The organism is Parasediminibacterium schistidii, assembly GCF_046546515.1.
In the GTDB taxonomy this organism is placed as follows: Bacteria; Bacteroidota; Bacteroidia; order Chitinophagales; family Chitinophagaceae; genus Parasediminibacterium.
The window spans coordinates 55,230-81,700 of record NZ_JBKHKJ010000006.1; the positions used below are offsets into that span (position 1 = coordinate 55,230).

The window sequence follows — 26,471 nt, forward strand, 5'->3', positions numbered from 1 at the left end:
TAATTTAATATGAAAACAATTTCAAAAATTATATTTAGTATTTTTTTGGCAAATATCTTAGGTGGCTGCCTTAAGAATACTAGTGATTATAAGGACTATCAAATTCAATCGGATAGGACTACTGGAGATAAAAATATTATTGAGCTTGGATTGACAACTCAAAATAATTCTAATTTTTATAGCCCAGCTTTTCCTTTAATAAACTATGATACCACTGTACAATTGGTTCCTGTTACCTTAAATAATGCGGGTGTAGCTACAGAGGATATTAATGTTACAGTATCGGTAGTAGATTCTGTACTGTATAATTATCAGAAGTATGTAGATACTACCTTAGTTACGAATTTAGCGCCAAAAAGTATGTATACAATAATAAACCCTGGTGGAATTGTAACAATCCCCAAGGGTTCGAGGACTGGATATTTGTCAATTAAATTTACGCCAATTAAATATTTTCTTGATACATTCTTGTCAATACCATTTGCAATTACTGCTATTGATAAACCTGCTTATCAAAAGAGCGGAAATTTAAGTACTGGGGTAGTTGAAATTCTTATTAAGAATAAGTATGATGCAGACTATAATGCTAAAGGGTATTTATATCATCCGAGTTCACCAAGGGCTATTAAGCAAGTAAAACATTTAGGTACAATAGATGCAACTACCGTAGAAATGCCTTTAGGAGATTTAGGTGGGTCAGGCTATTTAGCAGCTGTAACTGTTAACCCGGATAATTCTTTAACAATTGTAGCCGAAACCGGTGCTGCAGGAGCTCCATATTATATGTTCACTTCAGGATTGCCAACCACTGCGCCAGGTTATACCCCAGCATGGAGTGGTTCTTCATTATGTAATAATACTTATGATCCTGCTACCCAAACTTTTTATGTTCGTTATGGCTATAAAGGCGGTACAGGTTATAGGGTAACTGAGGAAATCATTAAACGTAAAAATTAAAACTCTAATTTAAAAGTTTTTTATTCTTAAATAGCAAAGGCTTGTTTTTCAAAAACAAGCCTTTGCTATTTATTTTCTTTTTTAGGAACACAGCGAGTTATTGTTAGATTCGTACTTTATTTTTGTGGAATATATTTTCAAGTATTATTTTATGGCAGAACAGCAAGCACAAAACCAGTTAAACATAGAAATTTCAGAAGAGATAGCAGAAGGTAGTTATGCCAACTTGGCTATTATTACCCATAGCCATGCCGAGTTTGTGCTAGATTTTGTGAACGTGATGCCAGGCACTCCCAAAAGCAGGGTAAAAAGCAGGATTATTTTCACACCTATGCACGCAAAGCGTTTTATGAAAGCCCTGATAGAAAACATAGAACGCTACGAGGCAGCTAATGGGCATATACAAGACCTTGAACAAGTAGAAATACCCATGCACTTTGGTGGGCCGACTGCACAAGCGTAAATAATTGATAATTATTTATGCGATTTTTTTTAACTATCAATTATCCATTACATCATTCCTTTGTCTGCAAAGCTAAAATAGGTTTCACTGCTTACAATAATGTGGTCTATGACTTGTATGTCCAGTAGCATAGCCGCTTGCTGTATTTTTTGTGTTAGCTCCTTGTCTTGTTGGCTTGGTTTCACAGCGCCGCTAGGGTGGTTATGGCACAGGATGAGTTGTGTGGCATTGTATGCCAAGGCTTTCTTTAGGATAATTTTCGTGTCAACATGTATCCCTTTTATCCCACCTTCGCTAATAATGCAATGGTGTAATATTTTACATGCAGTGTTTAGGTATATTACCACAAACACTTCATGGCTTTTATAAGCCAGTTGTGCCTGCATGAACAAGGCTATGTCCTTGCTTTTTTTTATCGTGTCAACTTGGTTTTCTGCTACGTTCCTGCGCAAGCCCAGCTCCAATGCAGCAGCTATGGAAATTGCTTTTGCCTCGCCCAATCCTTTCACTTTCAATTGTACCATTTCTTTATAGCTAAGTAACGAGAGGTGCTTTAAGTCGTTGTTGCACTTTGCTAATAATTCTTTTGCCAAGTCCACTGCACTGCTATCTATTGTGCCATTGTTTATCAAAATGGCCAATAACTCAGAGTTGCTTAGTGCATCAGCCCCTTTTGCAATTAATTTTTCCCTCGGGCGGTCGTCCTCCGCCCAATCTTTTATACCCGGCATAAATTTAATTGATAATTGACAATTTTAAATTGTAATGAGTAGAATAAGGTGCATAAAAGTTTTTCGCTTTTTTATAAAAAAAATCAATCTAGATTAACCTCACCCTCTCGAAATACCTGGACAAGTTACCTAAAGGAAAAGGTATCAAGAACAGCACAAGGAAACCATATTTGCATATTTTTAATAATATCAATATCTCCTAGTTTTATATTAAAATAGTTTCAGTTTTGCCATTTTTGTGGGAGTTTTGCGCTGTTTCGTTTTTCAAAAATCGTTACCACCCTTGTAAGTTATTGATTATCAACAATAACATCAAATTTTTGTGAGTGATTCGTGAGTGATTTGTGCGTATTTTTTGAGTGATTTGTGAGTGATTTGTGAGTGATTTATGGGTGATTTGTAAGTGATTTTTGGGTATTTTACAACCATAAAAACAAGGCCAAATTTTGGGACTACAACTATATTAATATTAGTAAAAAAAGAGCTACGATTAGGATGCCAAGACACTAGTTTTGTAAGTAGTTTGTATCAAGTGCATTTCTAGCACAAAGATAAGGTTTTTATAGATTGGGGGATATCAGGATAAAGCCAAAAGTTTTATGCACCCAGTAGAATAAGCCAGCCCTGCCTTTTTCTTGAAACCATTTTACATAAAACTACAAATAAAACTGTTTTTAAAAATTGGTAATTTATCTTCGCTGCAATATTTATTGTATGAACCCTTCTGTCAAAATATTTTCCGGTACTGGTTCCCAACACTTGGCTACTAAAATAGCGCAGCGGTTTGGGGCACCATTGGGCAAAGTAAATATTCAAAAGTTTAGTGATGGCGAATTTCAGCCTATTTTTTTAGAAAGCATCCGGGGCGATTATGTTTTCTTAATCCAAAGCACTTATGCCCCAACCGATAACTTGATGGAGCTGTTGCTGATGATAGACGCAGCAAAAAGGGCAAGTGCCTATAAAATAGTTGCAGTTCTTCCTTATTATGGCTATGCACGGCAAGACAGGAAAGACAAACCAAGGGTAGCCATAGGGTCTAAGCTGATAGCCACTTTGCTGGAAGCGGCCGGGGCAGACAGGGTAATAACAATGGACTTACACGCGCCACAGATACAAGCTTTTTTTGATGTGCCTGTGGACCATTTAGACAGCTCGGCTATTTTTATACCATATATAGAACAAATGAAGCTAAAAAACCTGTGTTTTGCAGCACCAGATGTTGGCAGCACCAACAGGGTAAGGGAAATAGCAAGCTATTTTAACACTGAAATGGTTATTTGCGACAAGCACCGCAAGCGTGCAAACGAAATAGCCAGCATGGTAGTAATAGGCGATGTGGTGGGTAAAGACATTGTATTGATAGATGATATTTGCGACACAGGCGGAACACTAGCCAAAGCCGCTGGTTTGCTAATAGAAAAAGGGGCGGTGAGCGTGAGGGCATTGTGTACCCACGCCATCCTAAGCGGCAAAGCCCGGGAAAATATAGAAAACAGTGCCTTGGAAGAACTAGTAGTTTGCGACACCATACCACTGCGCTTTGAAACCCCCAAGATAAAAGTGCTTTCCGTGGCCGATTTGTTTGCCATTGCCATACGCAATGCCTATGAGAACAAGAGCATCACCAGCCTGTTTATCCATTCGCAGTTGCGGAACAGGGAGAGGCAGTAGGTTGTTTTAAGTTTTGATTTTTGTGTTTTAAGTTTTGCTATCAAGGTATGTGGAGCATAACTTAAAACTTAACACACAAAACTCAAAATAAACCCCTCCTGTGGTCGTTATTTTGTAGGGAGGTTCTTAACACAAAACTTAAAACTCAAAACTCAAAACAAAACCCTACTTTTGCCGCCTAAAATTTAAAATAAAATGAATACAGTTACAATCGAAGGACAATTGAGGACCGAAGTTGGCAAAAAAGCAGCCCGCCAATTGCGCTCTCAAGAACTGGTGCCTGGTGTAATTTACGGTGGGGCCACCGAGATTAGTTTTGCAGCTCCTGCAAAAGCGTTTAAACCATTGGTATATACTGGCGAATTTCAATTTGCTGAAGTAAAAGTAGATGGCAAAAACTACAAATGTATTTTGAAAGACTTGCAGTTTGATACCGTGAGCGATGTGCTAATACACGTTGACCTGTTGGAACTAGTGGGCGACAAGAAAATAGTAGCCGACCTGCCTTTGAAATATGTAGGCGCATCTAAAGGTGTGAAAGAAGGCGGCAAGTTGGTAGTAAAAATGAAAAGCGTGAAGGTAAAAACCTTGCCCGAGTACTTGAAAGAGTTTATTGAGGTGGACATAACCAACTTAGAACTGAATGAAAACGTAAGGGTACAAGATATAGTAGCACCAAATATGGAAATCATGAACTCGCCACGTATCCCCTTGGCATCAGTAGTAATGACCCGTCAGTTGAAACAAGAAGAAGCTGCCGCGGCAAAAGAAGACAAAAAGAAATAATTTATATTGCTTTTTTTATAAAAACCTCCCTTGTGGAGGTTTTTTTGTGCCAATATATGGTTACTTGCTTCGCCAATAATTTCCATTTGCTTTATGCAGGCAAACCTCATCATTGAGTTTTCGATAAAGATGGCGAAATCTACGTTTATTAAATATTTTTCTATTTCTTCAATTGCATCAAGCATATGCTGTAGCCTGATTTTATCGCCTAGCTTATTTCGCATAAATCAAGCTCTTTTCTCTATCCACAATAGGTTTAATATATTTAGAAATGCCATTGGATGAAACTAAATCAACTTTATTCTGCAGCAATCTTTCAAGGTCTATTTTCATTTGAACGAATTGCAACCCAATAGTTTGGGAATAATCCAGATCAACCAATATATCAATATCGCTTTCCTTGTCTGCACTGCCATGAACATAGGAACCAAACAGATATGCCCGCAATACTGGGCGGTGCTTGAAATAAGCTTTTATCGTTTCTATTGCTGCGTTATCTAAGTACATAAAACAAATATACAAACTGAAAATCAAATTGAAAACCGTTTGCCTTTTTGGAAAAGCGGAAGGGATGTGAGTTGAAATGTTTCAGAAGTATGACCCTTGTAAAAAGCAGAATAAATTGTATATAATTAATTTAAATAAGATATTTATCAAGGCATAACATTTTAAAAATAAAGGAACTGCATGCGTTTTTACAAATCGTTTTATTTTTAATATTAAAACCTTGCGCTAAACCACCACCTAAAAATAAACCCCATGTATAAAAAAGCTGCTTTTGCAAGGCTAGCGGTATATATTTTATAAATAACCGCCTTTTTTCTGCATTTTTTATAAAAAAATCTTTTCAAGATAAAAAAAGATGAACTTTTTTACATAGCTTGCCCCATGTCTAAAAATATTGTGCGTAATATTTTACGAATGGGTAATGAAAAACAAGTAATTTCGGTATCTCTATGCTACAAAAAGGTGCCCCACACCCCAGCAAAATAAGATAAAACAAGTAGGAAAAATGGCTGCTTAAATGCGGCATGAAAATAGTTTGGTTACATAAACTTAGTATAAGCAATAGCAGGTATATGCCTGTTGTTGCCTGTTAAATTTTAAAATATAAACAACACAGTTATGCGTAAATTTTCCTCTGTTTCGGCTACAGTGAAAAGCTTTTTAGCGGTATTGACGTTTTTGGCGGCGTTGCCAAGTATAAGTATTGGGCAACAAGTGATTGGTTCTTTCCCAGTTATGGATGGTGGCTTTGAAGCACAAACTGCTGGTACGTTAGGTACTTCAGTAAGTTCTAGTGCGTGGAGTAGGCAGTCTGTTGCGGGCTCTACTAGTTCAATAGTAACAACTACTCCGCGTTCTGGTTCCAAGTATGCTACCGTTTCAAATGTTGCTACTGCAACAAGGGGGCTTCAATCCCCTCAAGATGCAACTCCAGCCAATGGGCCTGCGGCAAGTACTGCTTACATAGTGCAATTTTTTATTAAAAATGCATCTGCTATGTCTACATATCAAGCAAGTGTTAATACAAATGGTACTTCTAATACAAACTATATTACTTCTGATCCCGGTGCAAATGCAAGTTGGACGAAGAAAACAATTGCGGTAACTTCAGCCTCAACCGCAGTGACTTCTGCCGGTATATTGATTTTAGGTAGAACATCGGCAATAAGCACTTTTGATATAGATGACGCTGTAATTTATGCAGGTGCTTCTGCAGACGTAACTGCTCCTAATGCGGCTACATCAGCAGTTGTGGGAACTGTTACTTCAAGTACTATCCCTTTAACCTGGACAGCACCTACTGGTGGTGTTGATGGTGGTGGGTATGTAGTGGTTAGGTATGCGACCTCTCCAAATTCCGATAATACACCAAATCAAAATGGTATATATGCTGTTGGAAATACAACAACAAATGGTACTGGTAGTTTGGTGGGTACTATTGTCTATGTAGGTACAACGGCAGGATTTACAGACGCTAGTTTGACATCCGGAACTACTTATTATTATAAAATATATGCAGTAGATAAAGCATTTAATTATTCTGCTGAATTAGCGACAAATGGTACTACAACTGGTGGAGGTACCCCAACCATTTCAACAACAGGTACACTTTCTGCAGTTTCTACTACTTACGGTACGGCAACTACAACACCTACTAGTTTTTCTGTTTCTGGTGCAAGTATGACAGCTGGTATTACAGTTACCCCGCCATCTGGTTTTGAGGTTTCTCAAACTGTTGGTGGTGCATCTGGTTATGCAGGTAGTGGTAATGCTATCACGGTAGGTAGTTCTGGTACAATTGCTTCAACAACTGTTTATGTACGGTTGGCAGCAGCAGCTACTTTTGCTGGCTCACCTTATAGTGGCAATGTGGTTTGTACCAGTTCTGGTGCAAGTACAGTTAATGTAGCTACGGCTTCTAGCACAGTAACGAAAGCTGCACTAACCATAACAGGTATAACAATTAATAATAAAGTATTTGATAATACAACGGGTGCTACCATTGCAGGCACTGCTGCATATAGCGGTTTAGTAAATGGGGAGTCGTTTTCAGTAACGGGTTCTCCAACTGCTGTCTTTACAAGTTCGGCGGTAGCTAACAATATTCCTGTAACTGTTTCGGGTTACACTGCACCATCTACAAACTACAGCCTTACACAACCTACAGGCTTAACGGCAAATATTACAGCAGCACCTTCCCCAACAATTACGGGTGCAGCTACTGCAACCGCATTTACTACTACTTATGGCACGGTTTCTACCGCACAAACCTTTAGTGTTTCTGGTGCAAACCTTACTGCCAATTTGGTAGCAACTGCTCCAACAGGTTTTGAAGTTTCTAGCGATGGTACTACTTATGGTAGTACTGCTACGTTTACACAAACATCTGGAAGTGCTAGTGGTACATTGTCTATACGGTTAAGTACAACTGCTGTGCCAGGAGGTACTTTTGATTCTCAAAATATTGTGCTTTCCAGTACTGGGGCCACAAGCGTAAATATTGTTACGGCTGCTTCTGGTAATGCTGTTTCTACAAAAGCGTTAACAGTTACGGGTATTTCAATACCTGATAAAACTTACGATGGAACAACAACGGGTTCTGTAACTGGTACTGCTACTTTAAGTGGTGTTATTAATAGCGATGTAGTAACGGTAGGTGGAACTATTACTGCCACTTTTGCATCTTCTGCTGTTGCCAATGGTATAACTGTTACTTTAGCAGGCTATACACTTGGTGGGGCCAACGCGTCTTATTATACAGTTACCCAGCCTAGCCTAACAGGTAATATTGTGAAGGCAAGCCAAACAATAACTTTTGGCGCACTTGTAGATAGGACCAATACAGATATTCCAACATTTAGTATTAGTGCAACCGCTAGTTCTGCTGGAGCGGTAACATTTGCTAGTTCTAACACGGCAGTAGCTACTGTTTCAGGTACAACTGTTACTATAGTTGGGGTGGGTACTACTACTATTACAGCTTCACAGTCGGGGACTACCAATTATAATGCCGCACCAGATGTACCACAAACGCTAAATGTGTTAAAAACACTAGCTGGTTTTGATGTTAGTGGTCAAGCTGGTGGAGTCAATTCTTATGGTACCTCACCTTTAACTGCTAATACTTCAGCTTCTGGTATCACGGTTGGGGGGCTTACACGAGGAAGTGGTTTTGGTACAACGGGTACAGGTGCTGGTAATGCGTGGGGTGGTACTGCAACAGCTGGTGGTGGCCTTACAACAGCTGCATTAGCATTGGCTGCCAATAACTTCGCAACATTTAGTGTAGCAGTAGCTTCAAATTATACTGCATCATTATCATCTATAGCAGCTTATAATATTAGGAGGTCGGCAACTGGCCCTACTTCTGGTCAATGGCAATATCAAATAGGCGCTGGTGCGTTTACAGATATAGGTACTACCATTACTTGGGGTGGTGTAACAAGTGGTACTGGTAACCTTCAACCCGCTATATCACTTACGGGTATTAGTGCTTTGCAAAATTTAGCTGCTGGTACTACCGTTACCTTTAGGGTTATACCATTTGGTGCATCTAGTACTGGTACTTGGTACATTAATGGTTTCGCAACAAGCAGTACTTATAATGATTTAATTGTTACTGGTACGGCCACTGCACCAGATATTACTGTGCTGCAAGGTGCTAGTACATTAACCTCAGGTTCTGGCAGTTACACATTTGGTAACATTACATACCCTGGTAGTTCTTCTGCTGTTACGTTCACAGTGAGCAACCCAGGTACATCTGCTTTAAGTTTAAGTGGTTCACCTGCTATCACGGTAAGTGGCACAAATGCATCTGACTTTAGTGTTAACCAAACTGGAACAAGTGCTACTGTTCCTGCAGGTGGCACCACTACATATACTGTTACATTTACACCTAGCAGCCTAGGTGCTAAAACAGCCACTATAAGCATTGGAAACAATGTTACTGGCAAAAACCCTTATACCTATACGGTTACAGGTACTGGCTCATTGTCTGCTACATCTGACATTGTAAATACAAGCGGCTATACCTACACACAAAACTTGGCCTATATGACCAAGCAGGCTGCAACTGGGTTAACAACGGCTAACACTATTAGTGTACAGGGGTTAACTATAAGGGATGGTGGTTCTACATTAACAGATACAGATGTATTTGGTACAGACCTTACGTCACTTACTTTCTCAACAGGAGGTTCTACCGCAATACGTTCTGCGGCTTTATTTAGTGGTTCTACAAATATTGCTGAAGTTGCAGTAAATGGTGCTACCACCATTAGTTTCCCAAGTATTTCAGGCTTAACTGCGCCAGATGGTGGAACAAAGAACTTTGAATTAAGGGTAACGTTCTTAAAAAATGTAACAGATAACCAGCAAATTACATTTACGGTTACTGCTGCTAGTTCTGACCCTGCAGGTTCTGGATTTGCTGCTACAAATGCAGGTGGTGCTGTTTCTTCTACCACAAGTAATATTAATAGGTTAGAAGTTACCGCAACTAAATTAATTTTTGTTGCCCAGCCACCAGTTAATACTGTTTCACATACGGCTATGGCTTCTGCTGTTACAGTACGTGCAGTAGATGACAGCAGCAATGTGGATTTAGATTTTATTTCAAATGTAACTATCAGTTCTACTGGTACATTAAGTAGCGGCAACATCGTTGTAGCAGCTTCATCGGGGCTTGCAACGTTTAGCAGCATTACGCACAATGATACGAGTATCAATAATACCTTAACGGCTGCTGCTGCTGGTGTTACGAGTGCTACATCAACTAAATTCAATAATATAATCAACTTGGTAACATGGAGTTTTGATAATGCAACAGATGGTACGGCTTCCTTTAAGAATAGTAAAATTGATTCAGCACTATTTTCTGCAGGTAATCAATTAGGTGCAACTGCTCCATCACCTTTTATAGGTAGCACATCTCCATCTACTACTTATGCTGGTGCATCAGGAAGCAATAATGCTTCTTCGGCTACTATTACAGGAGCACTTACTGCTCCTTCTTCTCCTGCGAATACCTATTTCCAATTCACTATTTATCCTACACGTAGCTATAAATTCTCCTTAACTAGTGTTTCGTTCGGTTCAATTTCTACAAGTACAGGACCACAGGCATTTACATTAAGAAGTAGTTTGGATAATTACACGGCAGACCTTGCCATTGGAACAATGACAAATACTAGTACATGGGTAAAATTTACACCTATTGATAGTACGCCTATTACCAGTGTAATTGGCACAGCGGTTACTTATCGTATCTATGGTTACAATGGTGCGGGTGGTGCTTCTGCGGGTAATGCTAACTGGCGTGTAGATGATGTTAGTGCAAATGGTATTATAACATTTGACCCAGCACCTATTATTTATACTTCTGTAACAACATTGCCAACATCCTTTACCCAAACGGTTACAGGTATACCTTCTGCAACACAGTCTTATACGGTTTCTGCTGATTACCTTGATAATAATGTAACGGTAACAGCACCAATTGGGTATCAAATATCTAGTACTTCGGCTACTGCAGGTTTTGCAAGCAGCCTTACCCTTAATAGGGTGGGTGGTAGTGGTTCTGATAGCGGAAATATATTTCAGGAACCAGTTATCATTTATGTACGGTTAAATACTTCAACACTTGGAACAATTGCTGGAAATGTTACTAATACAAGTACAGGGGCAATAACTGGTAATGTGGCTGTAACGGGTACTAGGACAATTGACTACTATAATGTAGCTGGTGGTATTGTTAGTAGCCTTTCAAGTTGGAGTACTAATACAAATGGTATTGGTGGTACTGCACCATCTAGCTTCACAGCGGCTGGGCAAACATTCCATGTTAACAATGGAAATGTTGCCGTGGCGGCATCTACTGCATGGACAGTTTCAGGTGGAGGCTCTAAAGTTGTTCTAGGAAACGGTACTAATACTGTTAGTTTAACAGTACCACAGGGTTCTAAAATTATTAGTACTATTGATTTGGCCAATAATAGCACATTGAAATTGCAAGACACAGCAATGACACAAACTTATGGTACTCAAGCTGTAGGAAGTACTATTGAATACGCTCAAACAATTGCTTATTCTGTGCCTTCTGCACCTTCACCCGCAACAGCATATAATAATTTGAAAATAAGTGGTGCAGGTATGAAAACATTTGCTAGTGGTTCTACAACAATTAGTGGCAATTTGACCTTAAGTAATACTGTATTACAAGGCAATGCATCATTTAGTACCCTTGCCATTGGTGGTAATATCTCATACACGGGTACAGTTACCCCACCTAGCGATGCACTTTCAGTAACATTATCTTTAACAGGTATCGCTGGGTCAACACAAACTATTAGTGGTGATGGTGTTGCACTAGTGCGTTGGTTTTCTTTAAAGACAAATAATGCAAATACAATTGTATTATCTAAAACAGGTTCAACAAACTTGAATTTGTCTTTAGGCAATGCTTCTGGTGGTGGTACTAATTTGGCTACAGGCTCTATTTTGAACCTGAATGGTAACGACATAACCTTTGTAAATGCTTCTAGTGCTGGAGGTGCTACATTCACAGGTTCTGGTACAATAACTAGCTCATCCACTTCAAACTGGAGCATATTTAAAACAACAGGTACTGCAATTACCGCCTTGCCACTTACTCCAGGGTCTAATACCATAAAGGACTTTACGCTTAATTATACTGGCGGTACTATTACACTTGCAAGCCCATTAGGTATCTATGGCGTGCTAAGTGTAAATGCAGGCACATTTGCCACAGCTGGCTTACTTACTATGAAATCAACTAGTATCGCTACTTCGGGTACTGTAGCTGCAATTCCGGCATCAGGTGCAAGCATAACAGGCGATGTAACTGTGGAGCGCTACATACCTAAAGGCTACCGTAGTTACCGCGATATAGTGCCTAGCGTTTACAAATTGACCAATACCATTTACAACCAATGGATGGAAGGCGGTAGTTATGCCAACAATGGCTATGGCATGTTTATAACAGGTGGTGCGGGCGTTTCTGGAACAACCGCTACGCCTAACAGCATTGACCCAACAACCCATTTTGACGTAAGCCAAAATGGTGTGAAAACAGCATATACCTATATAGCAGGCGTTTGGGACACTATTCCTAACACAGACCAGTACTTGGATCCATTCCAAGGACACCGTATGCTAATTAGAGGCGACAGGAGTTTCAATCTTTATGGAACATCTATAGACAACACGCCACTTGGTTTGTTGATGTACAATGCCACTACGTTGCGTGCTAAAGGCTCATTAGTTACAGGTACTGTTAAATACGATACCACTGGAGTTACTCACACGCCTGTAAGCGGTTCGCCCTTCAATACAACTGTACGTATGAACCCTGCCGACTCGGGCTTTAGCTTGGTTGCCAACCCTTATGTGTGCCCAGTTGCTTGGTCAGCGCTCACAAAAAGCAACTTGGTTACGGGTAATTACTATTTCTTAAAATCTACTGCGGGTGCAACAGGTGTTTATGTTGCGGCAACATCGCTTACATACCCTGATATACAAGCAGGCCAGGCATTCTTTGTGCAGAACGTAATCGGCAGCGGTCGAGTGAACTCAAGCATCACGTTCACGGAAGCTGCAAAAGACCCTAGTTCTACGCACACTTCTATTTTTGGCGGCAGCAGCACCAGCTACATGCCACTCTCTTTGTGGAGGCAGGTAGGCGGTGGCGACACCAGCTACCATGAAATGGACGAAGCCACTATTATTTTCGATACCACCTATAGCAATGCGCCTAAGTTTGCTGGCAGCAGCGACAACCTGGCCATTAAGGTTGGCAATTCAAGCCTTAGCATCAACGCAAGGAAAGCCCCAACAAAGGATGACACGATCAATCTATTGTTGAGCAGCTTCTCGAAAGCAAACTACCAGTTGCAGCTTGATGGTACCAATTTCAATGGCGGTGCGGTATCTGCATACTTGTATGACAATTACCTGAAAACAACTACACTGTTGAAAAATGAGTTGAACGCTGTATCTTTTATGGCAGATAATACCATTGCAGCTAGCTATGCAAATAGGTTCAGCATCATCTTCAAGCCTACTATATTGCCTATAAGCAACATAGTGCTGAACACAGCCTTGAAAAACGATGTGGTTTCAGTTGACTGGAGTACGATAGGCATGGCAGGCGTAGTTAGTTTCGACGTGGAGAAATCGCTTACAGGCACTGGTTTTGCCAAGGTGGCAACAGTAGCTGCAAAAGCCAGCACTGCTGCATACAGCTATAGCGACGCATCAGTAGCCACAGGCAGCAACTACTACCGCATCAAGGCACTAAGTGCCACTGGTGAAGTTGCATACAGTGCGGTATCGGTTATAAAGAAAGGCGCTTTAGCAGTAAGCTACTCGTTCTATCCTAACCCGGTAACGAGCAAAATGGTGAACCTGCAATTGGGCAACGTGGAAAAAGGTGTTTACACAGTAAGCCTGTACAACAGCTTAGGCCAAAAAGTAAGCAATAAAACAGTGCAGCACCAAGGTGGAAGCGCTACTTACAGCATTGGTTTGGGCAAGGCACTTGCAAGCGGTGTTTACACAGTAAGCGTGCATAACGCAAGCGGCGCAGCAACTTACCAAGCAAGTCTAAGTGTAGAGTAAGGGAGTTTGGTTGAAGGCTTTAGTAAAATCATTTAATCAACGGTATAAATTCATTTCATCATGCCCCCAGCCTTTTTAATGGATGGGCTGGGGGCAAAAAACACAATAGCTATGCAGGCATTAACAAAGAAAGCAACAATAGTAGGGTTTGTATTGCTGCTGGTGATTGGTTTAAAAATGGCACAGGCTGCCACGGTAAATCAATTGTACTTTTGGATGGGCGGAATGAGTGTTGCGCTGTTAGGTAGTGGTTTTTGGTTATTCGCTATAAAGCAGCAAAGCAGTAAAAAATTACAACCTGTGAGGGTTTTGAGTAATAAATAATTACTCGTTGATGAAATTAAAAAAGCCATTGGTACTAGTGATAGTGCCAATGGCTTTTTTATATTCCAAAATTTTGTTTAGTATATTTTCGTTACTATTCAAGTCTGCCTTTGTGGCTAAAAAAGCCAGTAGCAACAAATAGGGTTAAACCAGTTCTTTTGTCAGGTGTACCTTTGTCATGTCGTGGTATTGGTTCTGCAATTCATGTATATATTGAATGTGTGGGTTGTGACGCTTGTCTTCCCTATACCAGATTTCCATCTTAGAAAAGTCGCCAGCTTTTGGGGTTACAATCCTAAAAGCACCCTTCATATACTTTACAGACCCGTCCTCATTTACCCTTGCTTCAAAATTGAGGTTGCGCAGGGCTTGGTAGTTAAGTGGTATGGGGTATAGGTGTTCAGGCTCAAACCAAAACTCCTGCACGTCTGTTAATACTTGCACTAAGTGCTGGTCTTTTTGCAGGCCTACTACTTCACCTTCCCATAGTTGACCTTCATATTCGGCATTTACATAATCGCCAATTTGGATGTCTTGAAACTTAATCATAATGGTAGCAATTTTTTGAAACTACAAGGTATGAATAATTTGAAATATTAGGGGTTAATTTTTTTAAGTGGCTTTTGCTTCCTATTTTTTGCATGAAATAGTGTAAGCAGCGTTAACTACTTGCTAAAAACAGCTATTTATTAATGGGTAATATTATCTTTGTATACTTATGCTTAAAGATTTAATTTGGTGCTTGGTCATTTATTTATTGTACCGCTTGGTGTTTGAATTGGTTATACCTGTAGCTAGGACGGTTATTAAAATGAGGCAAACCGTGTCGAAAATGCAGGGGCAGCAGCCTTTTCAGCAACAACAGCCCCAGCAACAAACAGCTTCAAAGCCGCAGCCTCAGAAAGCATCCACCACTGCCAGTATTAATGAGGAATACATTGATTTTGAAGAAATAAAGGACTAAGTATTTAATGTGTGCCACAGTACACCTGTCAAATAGGCTCAGGTATTATTGGGTTGTATTTTGGGAGATTAAAACAAAAATAAAGTTAAATAGTAGGCAAGCCATTAGTGGATCGGTTTTCACTATGAATATTGGAAGCAAGATACTATACAAAGAATGAATTAATTTGGCAATGAGAAACTTTGAAATAAAGAGATAAAAGCCTATAAAATAGAAAATCCTCAATCCTCAAAATTATCAAGTAATTCTTCCATCTAAATTGTACTATAAATGTTGCGTGTTTCTGAACTGCCTAAGTGATTGGTTTAAAGGTATTTATTCAAGCACCAAAGTTTTATGCTTCATTTTAAAAAAGTTGAAGCAATAATCTTTAATGGTTTCAATGGTACTCAAAAAACTGTCGTAGGAAGATGGTTTTACAAGGTAAGAATCTGCACCTAGGTCGTAGCAGTTCTTAATTTCTTTTTCATTTTTAGTAGTAGAAAAAATGATAACTGGTATTTTGCTGAAAGAAGGCTCGCTTTTTATTTTTTTCAAGGCTTCCTTTCCGTTCATTTTGGGCATATTCAAATCCAACAGTATAAGCTTTGGGTAGGGGGTAGCAATTTCGCTAGTTTTTATCTTGTCCAAGTAATTTAAAAGTTCTACCCCATTTCCCACAAACTCTAGCCCAATGGTGCTGCAACCTTCTTCAAACACCGTTTTGAACAAAAATTTATCGTCAATATCATCCTCCGCAACTAAAATAAAAGGCTTGATATCCATGGCTATTTCTATTGAATAAGAAATAAAGATATACTAACAAATCCACTAAACCATTTTTTTCTTTAAGGGTTAAACGTTGTTTAAGCTAATTAAAAATTTACGGTTTAGGAAAAAATAAATAAACGGCACTTCCTTTTCCTATGGCGCCTTCCGCATCAATAAACCCGTGGTGGTTCAGCATTATTTTTTTACAAATGGTTAGCCCAATGCCTTTTCCTCCCAAAGTCGGGCTGTTGTTTAGCTTTTGAAAAAGTTGGAACATTTTGTTTTTATAGGCATTTTCAAAGCCAACCCCATTGTCTTCAAAGGATATTTTATAATAATCTTTATATTTTGCTATTGGTTTTTTTTCTGTTTCCAAAGTAATGGAAATTGCCATTTGCCGCTCAGGCGATTTGAACTTGATGCTATTGTTGAACAATTGAGTAAATATTATTTCTAAGTCTTCCTTTGAACCCATCACCACAGGAAGTTCACCAACGGCAATACCTGTTAATCCTTCATGTTCCGATTGCATTTTGTGTATAGTAGCGGTCACAAGTTCTTTTAAATGTAGCGGTGCAAGCACATTTTTTTTCTGTACTAGGTTTGTAAAAAATACAAGGTCGTCCAGCAGTTCCTGCATCTTGGCAGTGGCAGCTTCCATCCTGCCTATAATATGGTTTTCTGCTTCGTCCAGCGTGCCTTTTTGCTTGTGCAAAAGTAATGTGCCAAAAGTCCGTATTTTTCTCAACGGCTCCTGCAGGCTATGCGAAGCCACAAAAGCATATTGCTCCAGCTCGTCGTTGCTAATGTTCAATTCTGCTATTTTTTGTTCCAGTTCTTTTTGGTAGCGCAGCCTTCGCCGCATCTCGTTAATCATCGCCAACATGGTGATGATGATAAGGATGCCCGATGCAATAAAAATGAGCCTAAACGTGGCGGGCGTTAGTTTTTCATGTGCCTGTTTTTCGGTTTTTCTTTTTGCAAGCAAGGCTATCTCAACATTGCGGGCATTTTCCATGGCCTGCCTGTAATTCTGTCGGGCATTTTTCCCTAACGCCAATTTTTCAAGTATCCCATTGTTGTCATCTAGCCTTTTCTTTTCCAGGGTTTCAAACAAATATTGAAAGCGTATAGCCACAGTTGCCTTTAATAGGGTAATATTGTTAACTTGACTTTGGTTGTCTTTTACCAAGTCCCTAAGCGAATCAAGCGATTTATATATATTGTCCCTCGCAGCAAAATATGGTTTCAAATAAAAGGAATCTTTTGTAAGCAAAAAGCCCCTTTGGCCAGTTTCTGCCTTTGTCATCATATTGTCTATGAGTAGCAACTGGTTAATGACTTGATAGGTATGGCTGGTTAAGTCTTCTGATTTTTTTAATGCATACAACTGGTTATTAAATTTGAAGCCCGCCTGCAAAAAAACAATTATCCCAACAATGCAGCTTATATATAACCAAATGTATTTCTTCATAGTAGTGGGGAAAATATTCTACAACAATTTACAATTTTTCGTATATGCAAAATGAATAAATTGCTTTTTAATCAATTTACAGTGAAAAACGTATATACTTACCAAGAATATAAAGCTAATGTAAAGTTTGGAACTAAAGTTGGCAATATCTTTAAATATATTAGATCTTTTTTTGTGCAAACGAAATAGTTTGTAATTTATTACTAATACCATACAATGAAAAGAATATTGGTTATTGACGATGACAGGGAAATGTGCATGTTGCTAAACCGGTTCCTTACAAGGAATGGCTTTGAGGTAGTGGAAGTGTACAGTGGCAAAGCTGCATTGGCCTATATCAGCCAAAATGGGGCAGACGCAGCCCTGTGCGATTATAGGCTGGAAGACATGGACGGCAGGCAGGTGCTGGCAGGCATCAAAGCAATAAGGCCAAATATACCCGTGATTATTATTACCGGCTATTCCGACGTGAAAGCGGCTGTAGAAGTAACCAAGATGGGTGCTTACGATTACGTTACAAAGCCTTTATTGCCAGACGAGATTTTGCTGACCATTAAAAAATCGCTAGATAAAAGCAGCCCTAAAACAGATAGTGCAGGCGATGGCAGCAATAAAAAAACAACAGATACAACAACAGAAATAAAATTAGCCAACAACGATTATATTTTTGGCAATAGCCCCGTTTTCAACAACATTATTACTCAGGTAAAAAGGGTAGCCCCTACTAATTTTAGTGTTATTTTATATGGCGAGAGTGGGTGCGGCAAGGAAGTAATTGCCCAAACCATCCATAAAAACAGCAAAAGGGCAAATGCACCTTTTATAGCCATCGATTGCGGGGCCTTGGGCAAAGAATTGTCGGGCAGCGAATTGTTTGGCCACGAAAAAGGGGCTTTTACTGGTGCAATCAACCAAAAAGTAGGGAGCTTGGAACTGGCAAATGGAGGCACTATTTTTTTGGATGAAATAGTAAATTTGTCTTACGACATACAAGTAAGCCTGCTGCGGGTGGTGCAGGAAAGAAAAATAAGAAGGGTAGGGGGCGTAAAAGATATTGAGATAGATGTGCGCATTATTGTAGCCAGCAATGAAAAACTAATGGATGCTGCCAAAAAAGGCAAGTTCCGGGAAGACCTTTTCCACCGGTTCAACGAATTTAGCATCGATGTGCCGCCGTTGCGCGAAAGGGGCAACGATATACTTTTATTTGCTAAGCATTTCTTGAAAAGCACCTCACAGGAACTGGAAAAGAATGTAACAAGCTTATCTCCAAAAGTGGAGGAAGTTTTCCTTAAATATTCATGGCCCGGCAACCTCAGGGAACTAAAAAATATCATTAAGCGAAGTGCTTTGCTAACCGATACCGACACAATAGACATTAATGTATTGCCCTTTGAAATGGTTAATTATAGCAAGCTCCAGTTTGACGAGCATGTTTATAAGGAACCTACACAGCAAATGTATGTGCCTGATGAGAGTCGGAAGGAAGATGCACATTCTGCCTTTAACTTTAACACGCCATCTCATACTTCAGCTCCCGCTTCAAATGGCCATTTCCCAGAAAAAATATTGGTGAACGAAAAAAGCCTTAAAGCGGCTGGCCTTAATGCCGAGTACAACATGATAGTAGAAGCGTTGAAACAAGCAAATTACAATAAAAGCAAAGCTGCCCGTATTTTGAACATAGACAGGAAAACACTTTACAACAAGATGGAAGAATACAAGCTGCTGAGCTTTGAATAATATTTTTTATTGCTATTCAGGTGCAAGTTTGTTTAATCTGCCATGAAGTCACGAAGACACAAAGAGGCACAAAGTTTTAAGGGAAGAAGAAAAGAAAAAAGAAGAAAAATCATGTTATCAATACCTTTTAACTTTCTTTTTTTCTTCCTTTCTTCCCTTCTTGCTACTTCGAGCTTTCGTGTCTTTATGGCGAAATGCACTTGAGTAGCAACACTTTTTTGAACCTTTTTATTATTACCACCAATGCTTGTAACCGCTGGGCAAACATTTAATATCCTTGTTGTGGATGACGATGAGGACGATTTTTTCATTACCTCTAGCCTGCTGGCAGAAGTGAGCGAATATGACTTTAAAGTTTCTTGGTGCCCCTCTTACAAAGGGGCATTAGCGCAATTACAAACCAATTTGTACAACTTGGTCCTGGCCGACTATCGCCTTGGCGGCAAAACTGGTGCCGATCTAATAGAAGAAGCCATACAAAATGGCATAGACATACCCATTATCCTTTTAACGGGCAAAGGGAATGTAGAAATAGACAAAAATGCAATGGACAGGGGGGCCTACGATTATTTGCTAAAATCTGACATCAACCCACAATCGCTAGAAAGAAGTATTCGCTATGCCTTCACACGCTATAAAAGCCTGAAAGCAGTTCAAAAAAGCGAGAACAAATACCGGGCAATGTTCGAGAACTCGAAAGATGCCATGTTTACCTTAAATGAAAAACTGGAAGTTGTTGACATAAACGATGTTGCCATAACCATTATTGGGCTAGAAAAAACACAGGTTACAGGCGAGGCTTTTTACAAACTATTCAAAAACGAAATTGAAATAAAAGAAATTTTATTAGAAGTGGATGAATACAACGAATTGATAGACGAAGAAATAATGTTGCAAATTTTAGATGGCAACGAACGCCAAGGATTGTTAACCCTTACCTGCGAGAAAGATGCAGAGGCAAAAAGATATTACCAAGGCGTATTCCACGACATTACAGAACTAAAGAAAGCAGAACAGTCAAACTTGCTGGCAGAAAAATTTGAAGCCACCCAGCGTTTTGTAAAAATGCTGGCGCATGAAATAAGGAACCCACTAAATAATATTTTATTGTCTATCGACAACCTGAACACTTTCGATTACTCCAACAAAGATGTTTACATAGACATTGTAAAAAGGAATAGTTTGCGTATCAACGATTTGATAGGTAAACTATTAGAATCATTTAAAATCGTTGACATAGAGCTGGAGAGGGTAAACTTTAAAGACCTGATACAGGATGCTTTGGTTTCTATTTACGACAGGCTTACGCTAAAAGGCGTGGTAATGAAAAAGCAAATAAACGAATTGGTAACCATTAAAGCCGATGAAGAAAGGCTAAAACTGGCTTTGGTTAATTTTTTTGTAAATGCCATTGAAGCCATGGAAGAAAATAAAGGTATTTTACTGATAACCGTAGTAGAGAAGCAAAGCACTATTGATTTAATCATAAGAGACAATGGGTGCGGCATGGACGAATCGCAGCAGCAACGACTATTCGAGCCTTATTTTACAACCAAAAAAACTGGGGTGGGGCTTGGCCTGTCATCGGCAATGGCCATACTTCGCTCGCACAATGCAACGGTGGAAATAGAGTCGGAAGTAAACAAAGGCACAGCATTTACAATAGGCTTCCCCAAAAGCAAATTCTAAAGGAATTTTTGCCACATTACATGCTTTTTAGCCACAAAGGCACAAAAAAACGAAGAAGTACTAAAAAAAAGAAGGTTAAACCCGGATTTTGCAGTTGACTTCGTTAAGAAAGGCTCAAATGCAATAAAGACAAGTATTTGAGCCGAATTTTTGGTCGAAAACATAGTGTACTATGGCAAGGCAAAAAAATCAAGCAAATGCTTGTGTTTGAAATATTTGTGGCTTGCAATAGATTTCAACTGCAAAATCCGGGTTAAACAGTATTGATAACATAAATCTTGTTTTTCTTTTCTTTTTCTTCCCTTAAAACTTTGTGCCTCTCTGTGTCTTCGTGCCTTCGTGGCAAATTAACCAAACTTGCACCTGCGTAGTAACCCACTTTTTATTGCATACTAATGCCTGAAAATGTTTTTCAACCGGGGCAGTCAGCCATGTTCCTTTGCTCCCGCATTGCCCAATACTACTTCATGAATAAATTTCAATTTTTCTTGCACAGGATTGGTAATTACAAAAGGGTAAATATCCTGTAGTCCCATACTCCTATTTAGGCTGTTCATGGCAAAAGTAAGCGGCAGCCAAAGCTTGATGATGGTTTCAAAATCTTTCAGGCTATAAGGATCTGTTTTTATTTTTGAGCTTAGCTTTTCATCATTGTGTGCAATTTTTGGATCCACGCTTAGCCCAAATGAATAGGCCGTTTCTAGCGTATCTACAATGTGCATGTAATGGGCCCATGTTTCTGCCCAGTCTTCCCAGGGGTGGGTGCTAGCATAAGGGCTTATGAAATTATTGTTCCAATTTGGTGGCGTGCCTTGGGCATAATGTTTTTGCAATGCCTCTTCATAATCTTGCCTGTCATCACCAAACAATTGCCTGCATTTGTCAATGTTCGGTGTGTTGTCTATCAGCCTGTCCCAATAATAATGGCCTATTTCGTGCCTGAAATGACCCAGCAAAGTCCTGTAAACCTCGTGCATCGATTGTCTGGCCATTTCCCTGTCTATATCGTTTGCTTCAGCAACGTTGATGGTTATCAAGCCTTCATCATGCCCAGTAAATACTTTATCCTTTTCATCAGTCCCCGTGTCGGCCATAAAAGCAAATGCAAGTCCCCCTTTTTCATCTTTTGTTTTGCTTACAATGGGCAGTTTCATCCGCAACAAACCATAAACAAGGCGACGCTTGGCTGTTTCTATTTTTTGCCATGCTTCTACATATTCGGGGTTGCGTAGGTCTGGGATCACTTTGTTCAAATCGCAAGCTTTGCAAAAAGCCGATTCATTGTTTTCGGGCATTAGCCAGTTGCAACCATTTTGCATTTGGTTTGCGCAGTACTTATAATGCGTTGCAACATTGTTCACAGTGGCTGTTAGCTGCCCGTTTTGTTCCTGCTTTAGGGCTAATAAGGTCATTTGTTCGGCATCAAACCCTATTAAAAATCCGCAATTGCCACAGGACGTGTTTTCAAAATAAACCGTATTGCCACAATTGGTGCATTTAAAAAGTTTCATTTTAGGTGTTTTTGTATCTCAATACGCAACTAGTATGCCTATTTGTGCTTTGCTGGGGAAATTTGTTTGCAATTGGTGGAAGGTTGCTGCAAAAAATTAACCGCAAAGGCCGACAAGCTATTCAACGCAGAGAGGGCGCAAAGGAAAGACTCTAAAAAAAGGCAGTATGTTTCACTTGCCCCAACCCCCCTAAAGGGGGCAATAAAGCGGAGATTGTTGCGATTTCAGAGGCGGGGATGTTTAAAGTATCGTTTATTTATAAGAAACCACTTATGGAAAGTACACTATAACTCATTCAATAAATCTTTTGCTGGCCTAGCTTTTATTTTTCCTTGCCGCACTAGTTTCAGGTTTTCTACCGCTTCTTTCACTTCTGCTATTAGCAAGGCTTTCTCATCAGGTAAAGTTGTTGTTTTCATATAAGGCAGGCTTTTAAGTACTTCCATTAAATGCACTGCATTGTCATTTTCAATATCTAATAATACTTTCATTGTAAAAAGTTGATATCATAAGTTACGGTAGTGATTGGGAATAAATCCAAAATTATTGGAGTACCAAAAAAATCATTTTAAAATCCACCGCTACAATTTATCTTCATCCCCTCAAATCATTTATAAACCACATAAAAGTCAATTAATAACGAGCATGTCATATCCCTATCAGATTACTTCTTACGAAGCCTACAAAGAAGCGTATAAACAAAGTATTGAAAACCCAGAGCAGTTCTGGGGCGGCGTAGCCGAAAATTTTACATGGAAAAAGAAATGGGACAAAGTCCTAGAATGGAATTTTACCGAGCCTAAAATAGAATGGTTCAAGGGTGCAAAGTTGAACATTACCGAGAATTGCTTAGACAGGCATATTGAAGCACATGGCAATGCCCCAGCCATTATCTGGGAGCCCAATGCCCCAGATGAAAAAAACCGCTTGCTTACCTATAAAAAACTGCTGGAGAAGGTTTGCCAGTTTGGGCAGGTGCTAAAAAACAATGGTGTAAAAAAAGGCGACAGGGTTTGTATTTACATGGGCATGGTGCCAGAACTGGCCGTGGCTACGCTGGCTTGCGCAAGGATTGGGGCTATACATTCTGTTATCTTCGGTGGCTTTTCTGCCCAAAGCATTGCCGACCGCTTATACGATGCACAGGCCGAGTTTATTGTAACCTGCGATGGGGCTTTTCGTGGCGCAAAAGACATTCCGCTTAAAAACGTGATTGACGATGCCCTTATTGGCAACCACACCATCAAAAAAGTAATCGTTTGCACCCGCACCCGCACCCCAATCAGTATGCTGAAAGGCAGGGATGTATGGTATGAAGACGAGATGAAGCATGTGGAAGAACAAGGCATCACTTTTATAGAAGCCGAGCCTATGGATGCCGAGGATCCCTTGTTTATCCTCTACACTTCTGGCAGCACGGGCAAGCCAAAAGGGGTAGTACATGCCTGCGGCGGGTATATGGTTTATACCAACTATACATTTATCAATGTGTTCCAGTACCAGCCATCGCAAGTGCATTTTTGCACGGCCGATATTGGCTGGATAACCGGGCACTCTTATATTTTATATGGCCCGCTTAGTGCTGGGGCCACAAGCCTTATTTTTGAAGGCGTGCCTACCTACCCCAATGCTGGGCGTTTCTGGGATATTGTGGACAAATACAAAGTAAACATCCTCTATACTGCCCCCACTGCCATCCGCAGCCTGATGGGCTTTGGCTTAGGGCCTTTGCAAGGCAAAGATTTATCTTCCTTAAAAGTACTCGGAACTGTTGGTGAACCTATCAACGAAGAAGCATGGCATTGGTACGATGAATATGTTGGCAAAAAACAATGCCCCATTGTAGATACTTGGTGGCAAACAGAAACTGGCGGCATTTTAATCAGCAACCTAGCGGGTATCACCCCTGCCAAGCCTAGCTGGGCTACCCTGCCTTTGCCGGGCGTGCAGATGGTACTAGTAGATGAAAAAGGGAATGAGGTTTTGGATGAAGAAGGAAGCGACACCGTTGGTGGCAACCTGTGCATCAAGTTCCCTTGGCCGTCTATTTTGCGTACTACTTATGGCGACCATGAGCGTTGCCGCACCAACTATTTTGCCACTTACCCCAACCTGTATTTTACTGGCGATGGTGCTTTGCGTAGCAAGGAAGGTTTTTACCGCATCACTGGCCGGGTTGATGATGTACTAAACGTAAGCGGCCACCGCATAGGCACTGCCGAGGTAGAAAACGCCATCAATATGCACTCAGGCGTGGTGGAAAGTGCCGTGGTGGGCTACCCACACGACATAAAAGGGCAAGGTATTTACGCCTACGTTGTTTTTGGCAATACCCATGGCGACGAAACCCTTACCCGTAAAGACATACTGCAAACCGTTACCCGCATCATTGGTCCCATAGCCAAGCCCGATAAAATACAGTTTGTAAGCGGCCTGCCCAAAACCCGCAGCGGCAAAATCATGCGCCGCATCCTCCGCAAAATAGCCGAGGGCGAAACCGAAAACTTAGGGGATACCAGCACATTACTTGATCCTGGGGTAGTGGATGAAATAAAGAGGGGGAAGATATAGTTTGATATAAAATGCAGGTTACAAGTTGCTGGTTTTGGGTGGCTTGTAACCTATGTTTTTCGTCATTTCGAATATTCCATTGGGCGAGCCCAAAAAAAAATCGGAATGACAATATGTTAAGCAGCCCCCAACTCGCTTTCTGCATCCCCGTCATTGCGAGGCACGAAGCAACCTGCCCTAAAAATTTAGACGGCTTGATTATCGGTGTTTAGATTGCTTCTTGCCTCGCAATGACGTTCACTAGGTTCGGGATTGTTTAAATTCATAATAATTATTTTAAATTTATAATCCCCTATTAATCAATGTGTTGCAGAGGTTTCATTGTAACGCAGGAGAAGTCAAATCAAATAAGTCAATTGCTTTTAAACAACCATATCATTATATTTAAAGCTGCTAATAAAATAGTTATCCATACTAACCGCTAATTATATGACTACAATAGAAGCCCAAAAATTTGGAAGAACTAAAGTACTAATAGCAACGGTGATAGTTTTCATAATACTCGTGTTGTTATTATTTATTGGACAAGTAAAAGGGGATTTTGCAAATGGTCTTTTGTTTTTCATGTCTGCATTACTTAACATTCATTGCATTGCAATCTTTTCTATCCTTTTTGGAACAACTTATTTATTAGGTGGAAGAGCTGGCAAAGAAATAATAATTGATAAAAAAGATAGCTTGTTAATCGCTATTAAATATGCCATTTCAATATCCTTCCTATTATCGATTTATGGCATATTCATAGCCTTTCTTAGAGAAAAGAATTTTTCTTTTATTGGACTGATTGCTATACTGAAAATTCATTTTTTTGACTTGTTTTTTAAAATGGATATATCATTACTAGCAATTTGGTTCTGGGCAACTAACAAAATGAAAAACTACGCTGAAAAATAGACCTCTTCGGAAATTCATTTTATGCCTAGCGTTATAGCCCTATTATGATAAGCTGCGATTAGGTTGAACCTAAAGCCGAATCTTTTGCGCCTGTTCCTATAGCGTTCAGCTATTATCCTGAATATTTCAAGTCCCTGTTGATATGTTCAATGGGCATCCTTTCTATTGCGATTTCTCTGTTCCGTTTCCTTTCTTCTTTTGTAAGCCTCCTATTTTTCGTGTTCTTTTTAGGAACAGATGAATTTGCATGTATTTTTTCCATGCCCCTAGTCCATGCCAAAAATAGTGTTGCTTATGCGCTGCCTATGGCGCATACCTTTCGCTACGTTCTGTCGCTGATTCCATAACTCATAATTCATAATTCTAATTTCCCCGCTAGTCCACGCCAAAAATAGTTTTGCTGGTGCGCTGCCTATGGTGCGTACCTTTCGCTACGTTCTGCCGCTGATTCCATAATTCATAATTCAAAATTCCCCCACCATGGGGGCATTTTGGGATACTCATGGGGGCATATTTCCCCCATATAGGATTGTACTTTTGCATGGTGCCAAAATCAATCCCAACTTTGTAGTATATGGAACTTTATTTGCGTTAGCACAATCCCTGTGGTTAGCCTAACCTTAGCTCGCTCTCCCGTGGGGCTTATTTTTAATATACAAAATAAAACGTCATGATAGTTTACATCCATACTCAAAAAACACTGAAAAAGTACGCACCTTTCCGCGAAAATCACGCACAAAATACGCACAAATCACTCATTTTATACGCACAAAATACGCATAAAACACTCACT

General features: G+C 39.9%; 20 protein-coding genes. 11 read left to right on the plus strand and 9 right to left on the minus strand.

Going from position 1 to position 26,471, the window contains the following annotated elements:
- Positions 1–9 precede the first annotated feature (9 nt).
- Together ACHFIY_RS04965 and ACHFIY_RS04970 are read left to right on the plus strand one after the other, a co-directional pair.
- Positions 10–957, plus strand: coding sequence for a BT_3987 domain-containing protein (locus tag ACHFIY_RS04965; protein ID WP_410844962.1), 948 nt, complete (start codon positions 10–12; stop codon positions 955–957).
- A gap of 151 nt (positions 958–1,108) precedes the next feature.
- The gene (locus tag ACHFIY_RS04970; protein ID WP_410844963.1) at positions 1,109–1,420 is read left to right on the plus strand and encodes a DUF3467 domain-containing protein; all 312 of its coding nucleotides are present in this window, start codon (positions 1,109–1,111) and stop codon (positions 1,418–1,420) included.
- Between the two features lie 47 nt (positions 1,421–1,467).
- Here ACHFIY_RS04970 and radC read toward each other — a convergent pair whose 3' ends face one another.
- Entirely contained in the window at positions 1,468–2,151 is a 684-nt protein-coding gene (gene radC, locus ACHFIY_RS04975) for a RadC family protein (protein ID WP_410844964.1), read from the minus strand.
- Between the two features lie 714 nt (positions 2,152–2,865).
- Here radC and ACHFIY_RS04980 point away from each other — a divergent pair.
- Together ACHFIY_RS04980 and ACHFIY_RS04985 are read left to right on the plus strand one after the other, a co-directional pair.
- A complete protein-coding gene (locus ACHFIY_RS04980; protein ID WP_410844965.1) occupies positions 2,866–3,825 on the plus strand; it encodes a ribose-phosphate pyrophosphokinase in 960 nt (319 codons plus the stop codon).
- 195 nt (positions 3,826–4,020) lie between these two features.
- A complete protein-coding gene (locus ACHFIY_RS04985) occupies positions 4,021–4,611 on the plus strand; it encodes a 50S ribosomal protein L25 (protein WP_410844966.1) in 591 nt (196 codons plus the stop codon).
- Here ACHFIY_RS04985 and ACHFIY_RS04990 read toward each other — a convergent pair.
- Together ACHFIY_RS04990 and ACHFIY_RS04995 are read right to left on the minus strand one after the other, a co-directional pair.
- Positions 4,560–4,835, minus strand: a complete 276-nt coding sequence (locus ACHFIY_RS04990) for a HepT-like ribonuclease domain-containing protein (RefSeq protein ID WP_410844967.1) — start codon at positions 4,833–4,835, stop codon at positions 4,560–4,562. The two genes, ACHFIY_RS04985 and ACHFIY_RS04990, sit on opposite strands and share 52 nt — an antisense overlap.
- A complete protein-coding gene (locus ACHFIY_RS04995; protein WP_410844968.1) occupies positions 4,825–5,118 on the minus strand; it encodes a nucleotidyltransferase family protein in 294 nt (97 codons plus the stop codon). The genes ACHFIY_RS04990 and ACHFIY_RS04995 overlap by 11 nt, the downstream gene beginning before the upstream one ends.
- Before the next feature lie 618 nt (positions 5,119–5,736).
- On the opposite strand from ACHFIY_RS04995, the gene ACHFIY_RS05000 reads away from it, so the two are divergent.
- Together ACHFIY_RS05000 and ACHFIY_RS05005 are read left to right on the plus strand one after the other, a co-directional pair.
- A complete protein-coding gene (locus tag ACHFIY_RS05000; protein WP_410844969.1) occupies positions 5,737–13,758 on the plus strand; it encodes a YDG domain-containing protein in 8,022 nt (2,673 codons plus the stop codon).
- Between the two features lie 60 nt (positions 13,759–13,818).
- A complete protein-coding gene (locus tag ACHFIY_RS05005; RefSeq protein ID WP_410844970.1) occupies positions 13,819–14,082 on the plus strand; it encodes a hypothetical protein in 264 nt (87 codons plus the stop codon).
- Between the two features lie 144 nt (positions 14,083–14,226).
- Here ACHFIY_RS05005 and ACHFIY_RS05010 read toward each other — a convergent pair whose 3' ends face one another.
- Positions 14,227–14,631, minus strand: a complete 405-nt coding sequence (locus ACHFIY_RS05010; RefSeq protein ID WP_410844971.1) for a hypothetical protein — start codon at positions 14,629–14,631, stop codon at positions 14,227–14,229.
- Positions 14,632–14,800: 169 nt separating this feature from the next.
- On the opposite strand from ACHFIY_RS05010, the gene ACHFIY_RS05015 reads away from it, so the two are divergent.
- Entirely contained in the window at positions 14,801–15,046 is a 246-nt protein-coding gene (locus ACHFIY_RS05015; RefSeq protein WP_410844972.1) for a hypothetical protein, read from the plus strand.
- Between the two features lie 315 nt (positions 15,047–15,361).
- On the opposite strand, the gene ACHFIY_RS05020 is transcribed toward ACHFIY_RS05015, so the two are convergent.
- Together ACHFIY_RS05020 and ACHFIY_RS05025 are read right to left on the minus strand one after the other, a co-directional pair.
- On the minus strand, positions 15,362–15,811 hold the full coding sequence (locus tag ACHFIY_RS05020; protein WP_410844973.1) for a response regulator: 450 nt from the start codon (positions 15,809–15,811) through the stop codon (positions 15,362–15,364).
- Between the two features lie 97 nt (positions 15,812–15,908).
- Entirely contained in the window at positions 15,909–17,270 is a 1,362-nt protein-coding gene (locus tag ACHFIY_RS05025) for a sensor histidine kinase (RefSeq protein WP_410844974.1), read from the minus strand.
- A gap of 216 nt (positions 17,271–17,486) precedes the next feature.
- Between ACHFIY_RS05025 and ACHFIY_RS05030 the strand changes: the two genes are divergently transcribed.
- Together ACHFIY_RS05030 and ACHFIY_RS05035 are read left to right on the plus strand one after the other, a co-directional pair.
- Positions 17,487–19,013 (plus strand): sigma-54-dependent transcriptional regulator, encoded by a 1,527-nt coding sequence (locus ACHFIY_RS05030; RefSeq protein ID WP_410844975.1) that lies wholly within the window; start codon positions 17,487–17,489, stop codon positions 19,011–19,013.
- A 243-nt stretch (positions 19,014–19,256) separates the two neighbouring features.
- Complete coding sequence (locus ACHFIY_RS05035; RefSeq protein WP_410844976.1) at positions 19,257–20,702, plus strand: hybrid sensor histidine kinase/response regulator; 1,446 nt, start codon at positions 19,257–19,259, stop codon at positions 20,700–20,702.
- Between the two features lie 425 nt (positions 20,703–21,127).
- On the opposite strand, the gene ACHFIY_RS05040 is transcribed toward ACHFIY_RS05035, so the two are convergent.
- Entirely contained in the window at positions 21,128–22,213 is a 1,086-nt protein-coding gene (locus ACHFIY_RS05040) for a zinc-binding metallopeptidase family protein (RefSeq protein WP_410844977.1), read from the minus strand.
- 284 nt (positions 22,214–22,497) lie between these two features.
- A complete protein-coding gene (locus ACHFIY_RS05045; protein WP_410844978.1) occupies positions 22,498–22,704 on the minus strand; it encodes a hypothetical protein in 207 nt (68 codons plus the stop codon).
- Between the two features lie 154 nt (positions 22,705–22,858).
- Here ACHFIY_RS05045 and acs point away from each other — a divergent pair, with 154 nt between their 5' ends.
- A complete protein-coding gene (gene acs, locus ACHFIY_RS05050) occupies positions 22,859–24,784 on the plus strand; it encodes an acetate--CoA ligase (protein WP_410844979.1) in 1,926 nt (641 codons plus the stop codon).
- Between the two features lie 429 nt (positions 24,785–25,213).
- Complete coding sequence (locus tag ACHFIY_RS05055) at positions 25,214–25,678, plus strand: hypothetical protein (RefSeq protein WP_410844980.1); 465 nt, start codon at positions 25,214–25,216, stop codon at positions 25,676–25,678.
- A 112-nt stretch (positions 25,679–25,790) separates the two neighbouring features.
- Here ACHFIY_RS05055 and ACHFIY_RS05060 read toward each other — a convergent pair whose 3' ends face one another.
- Entirely contained in the window at positions 25,791–25,940 is a 150-nt protein-coding gene (locus ACHFIY_RS05060) for a hypothetical protein (RefSeq protein ID WP_410844981.1), read from the minus strand.
- Positions 25,941–26,471: the final 531 nt, after the last annotated feature.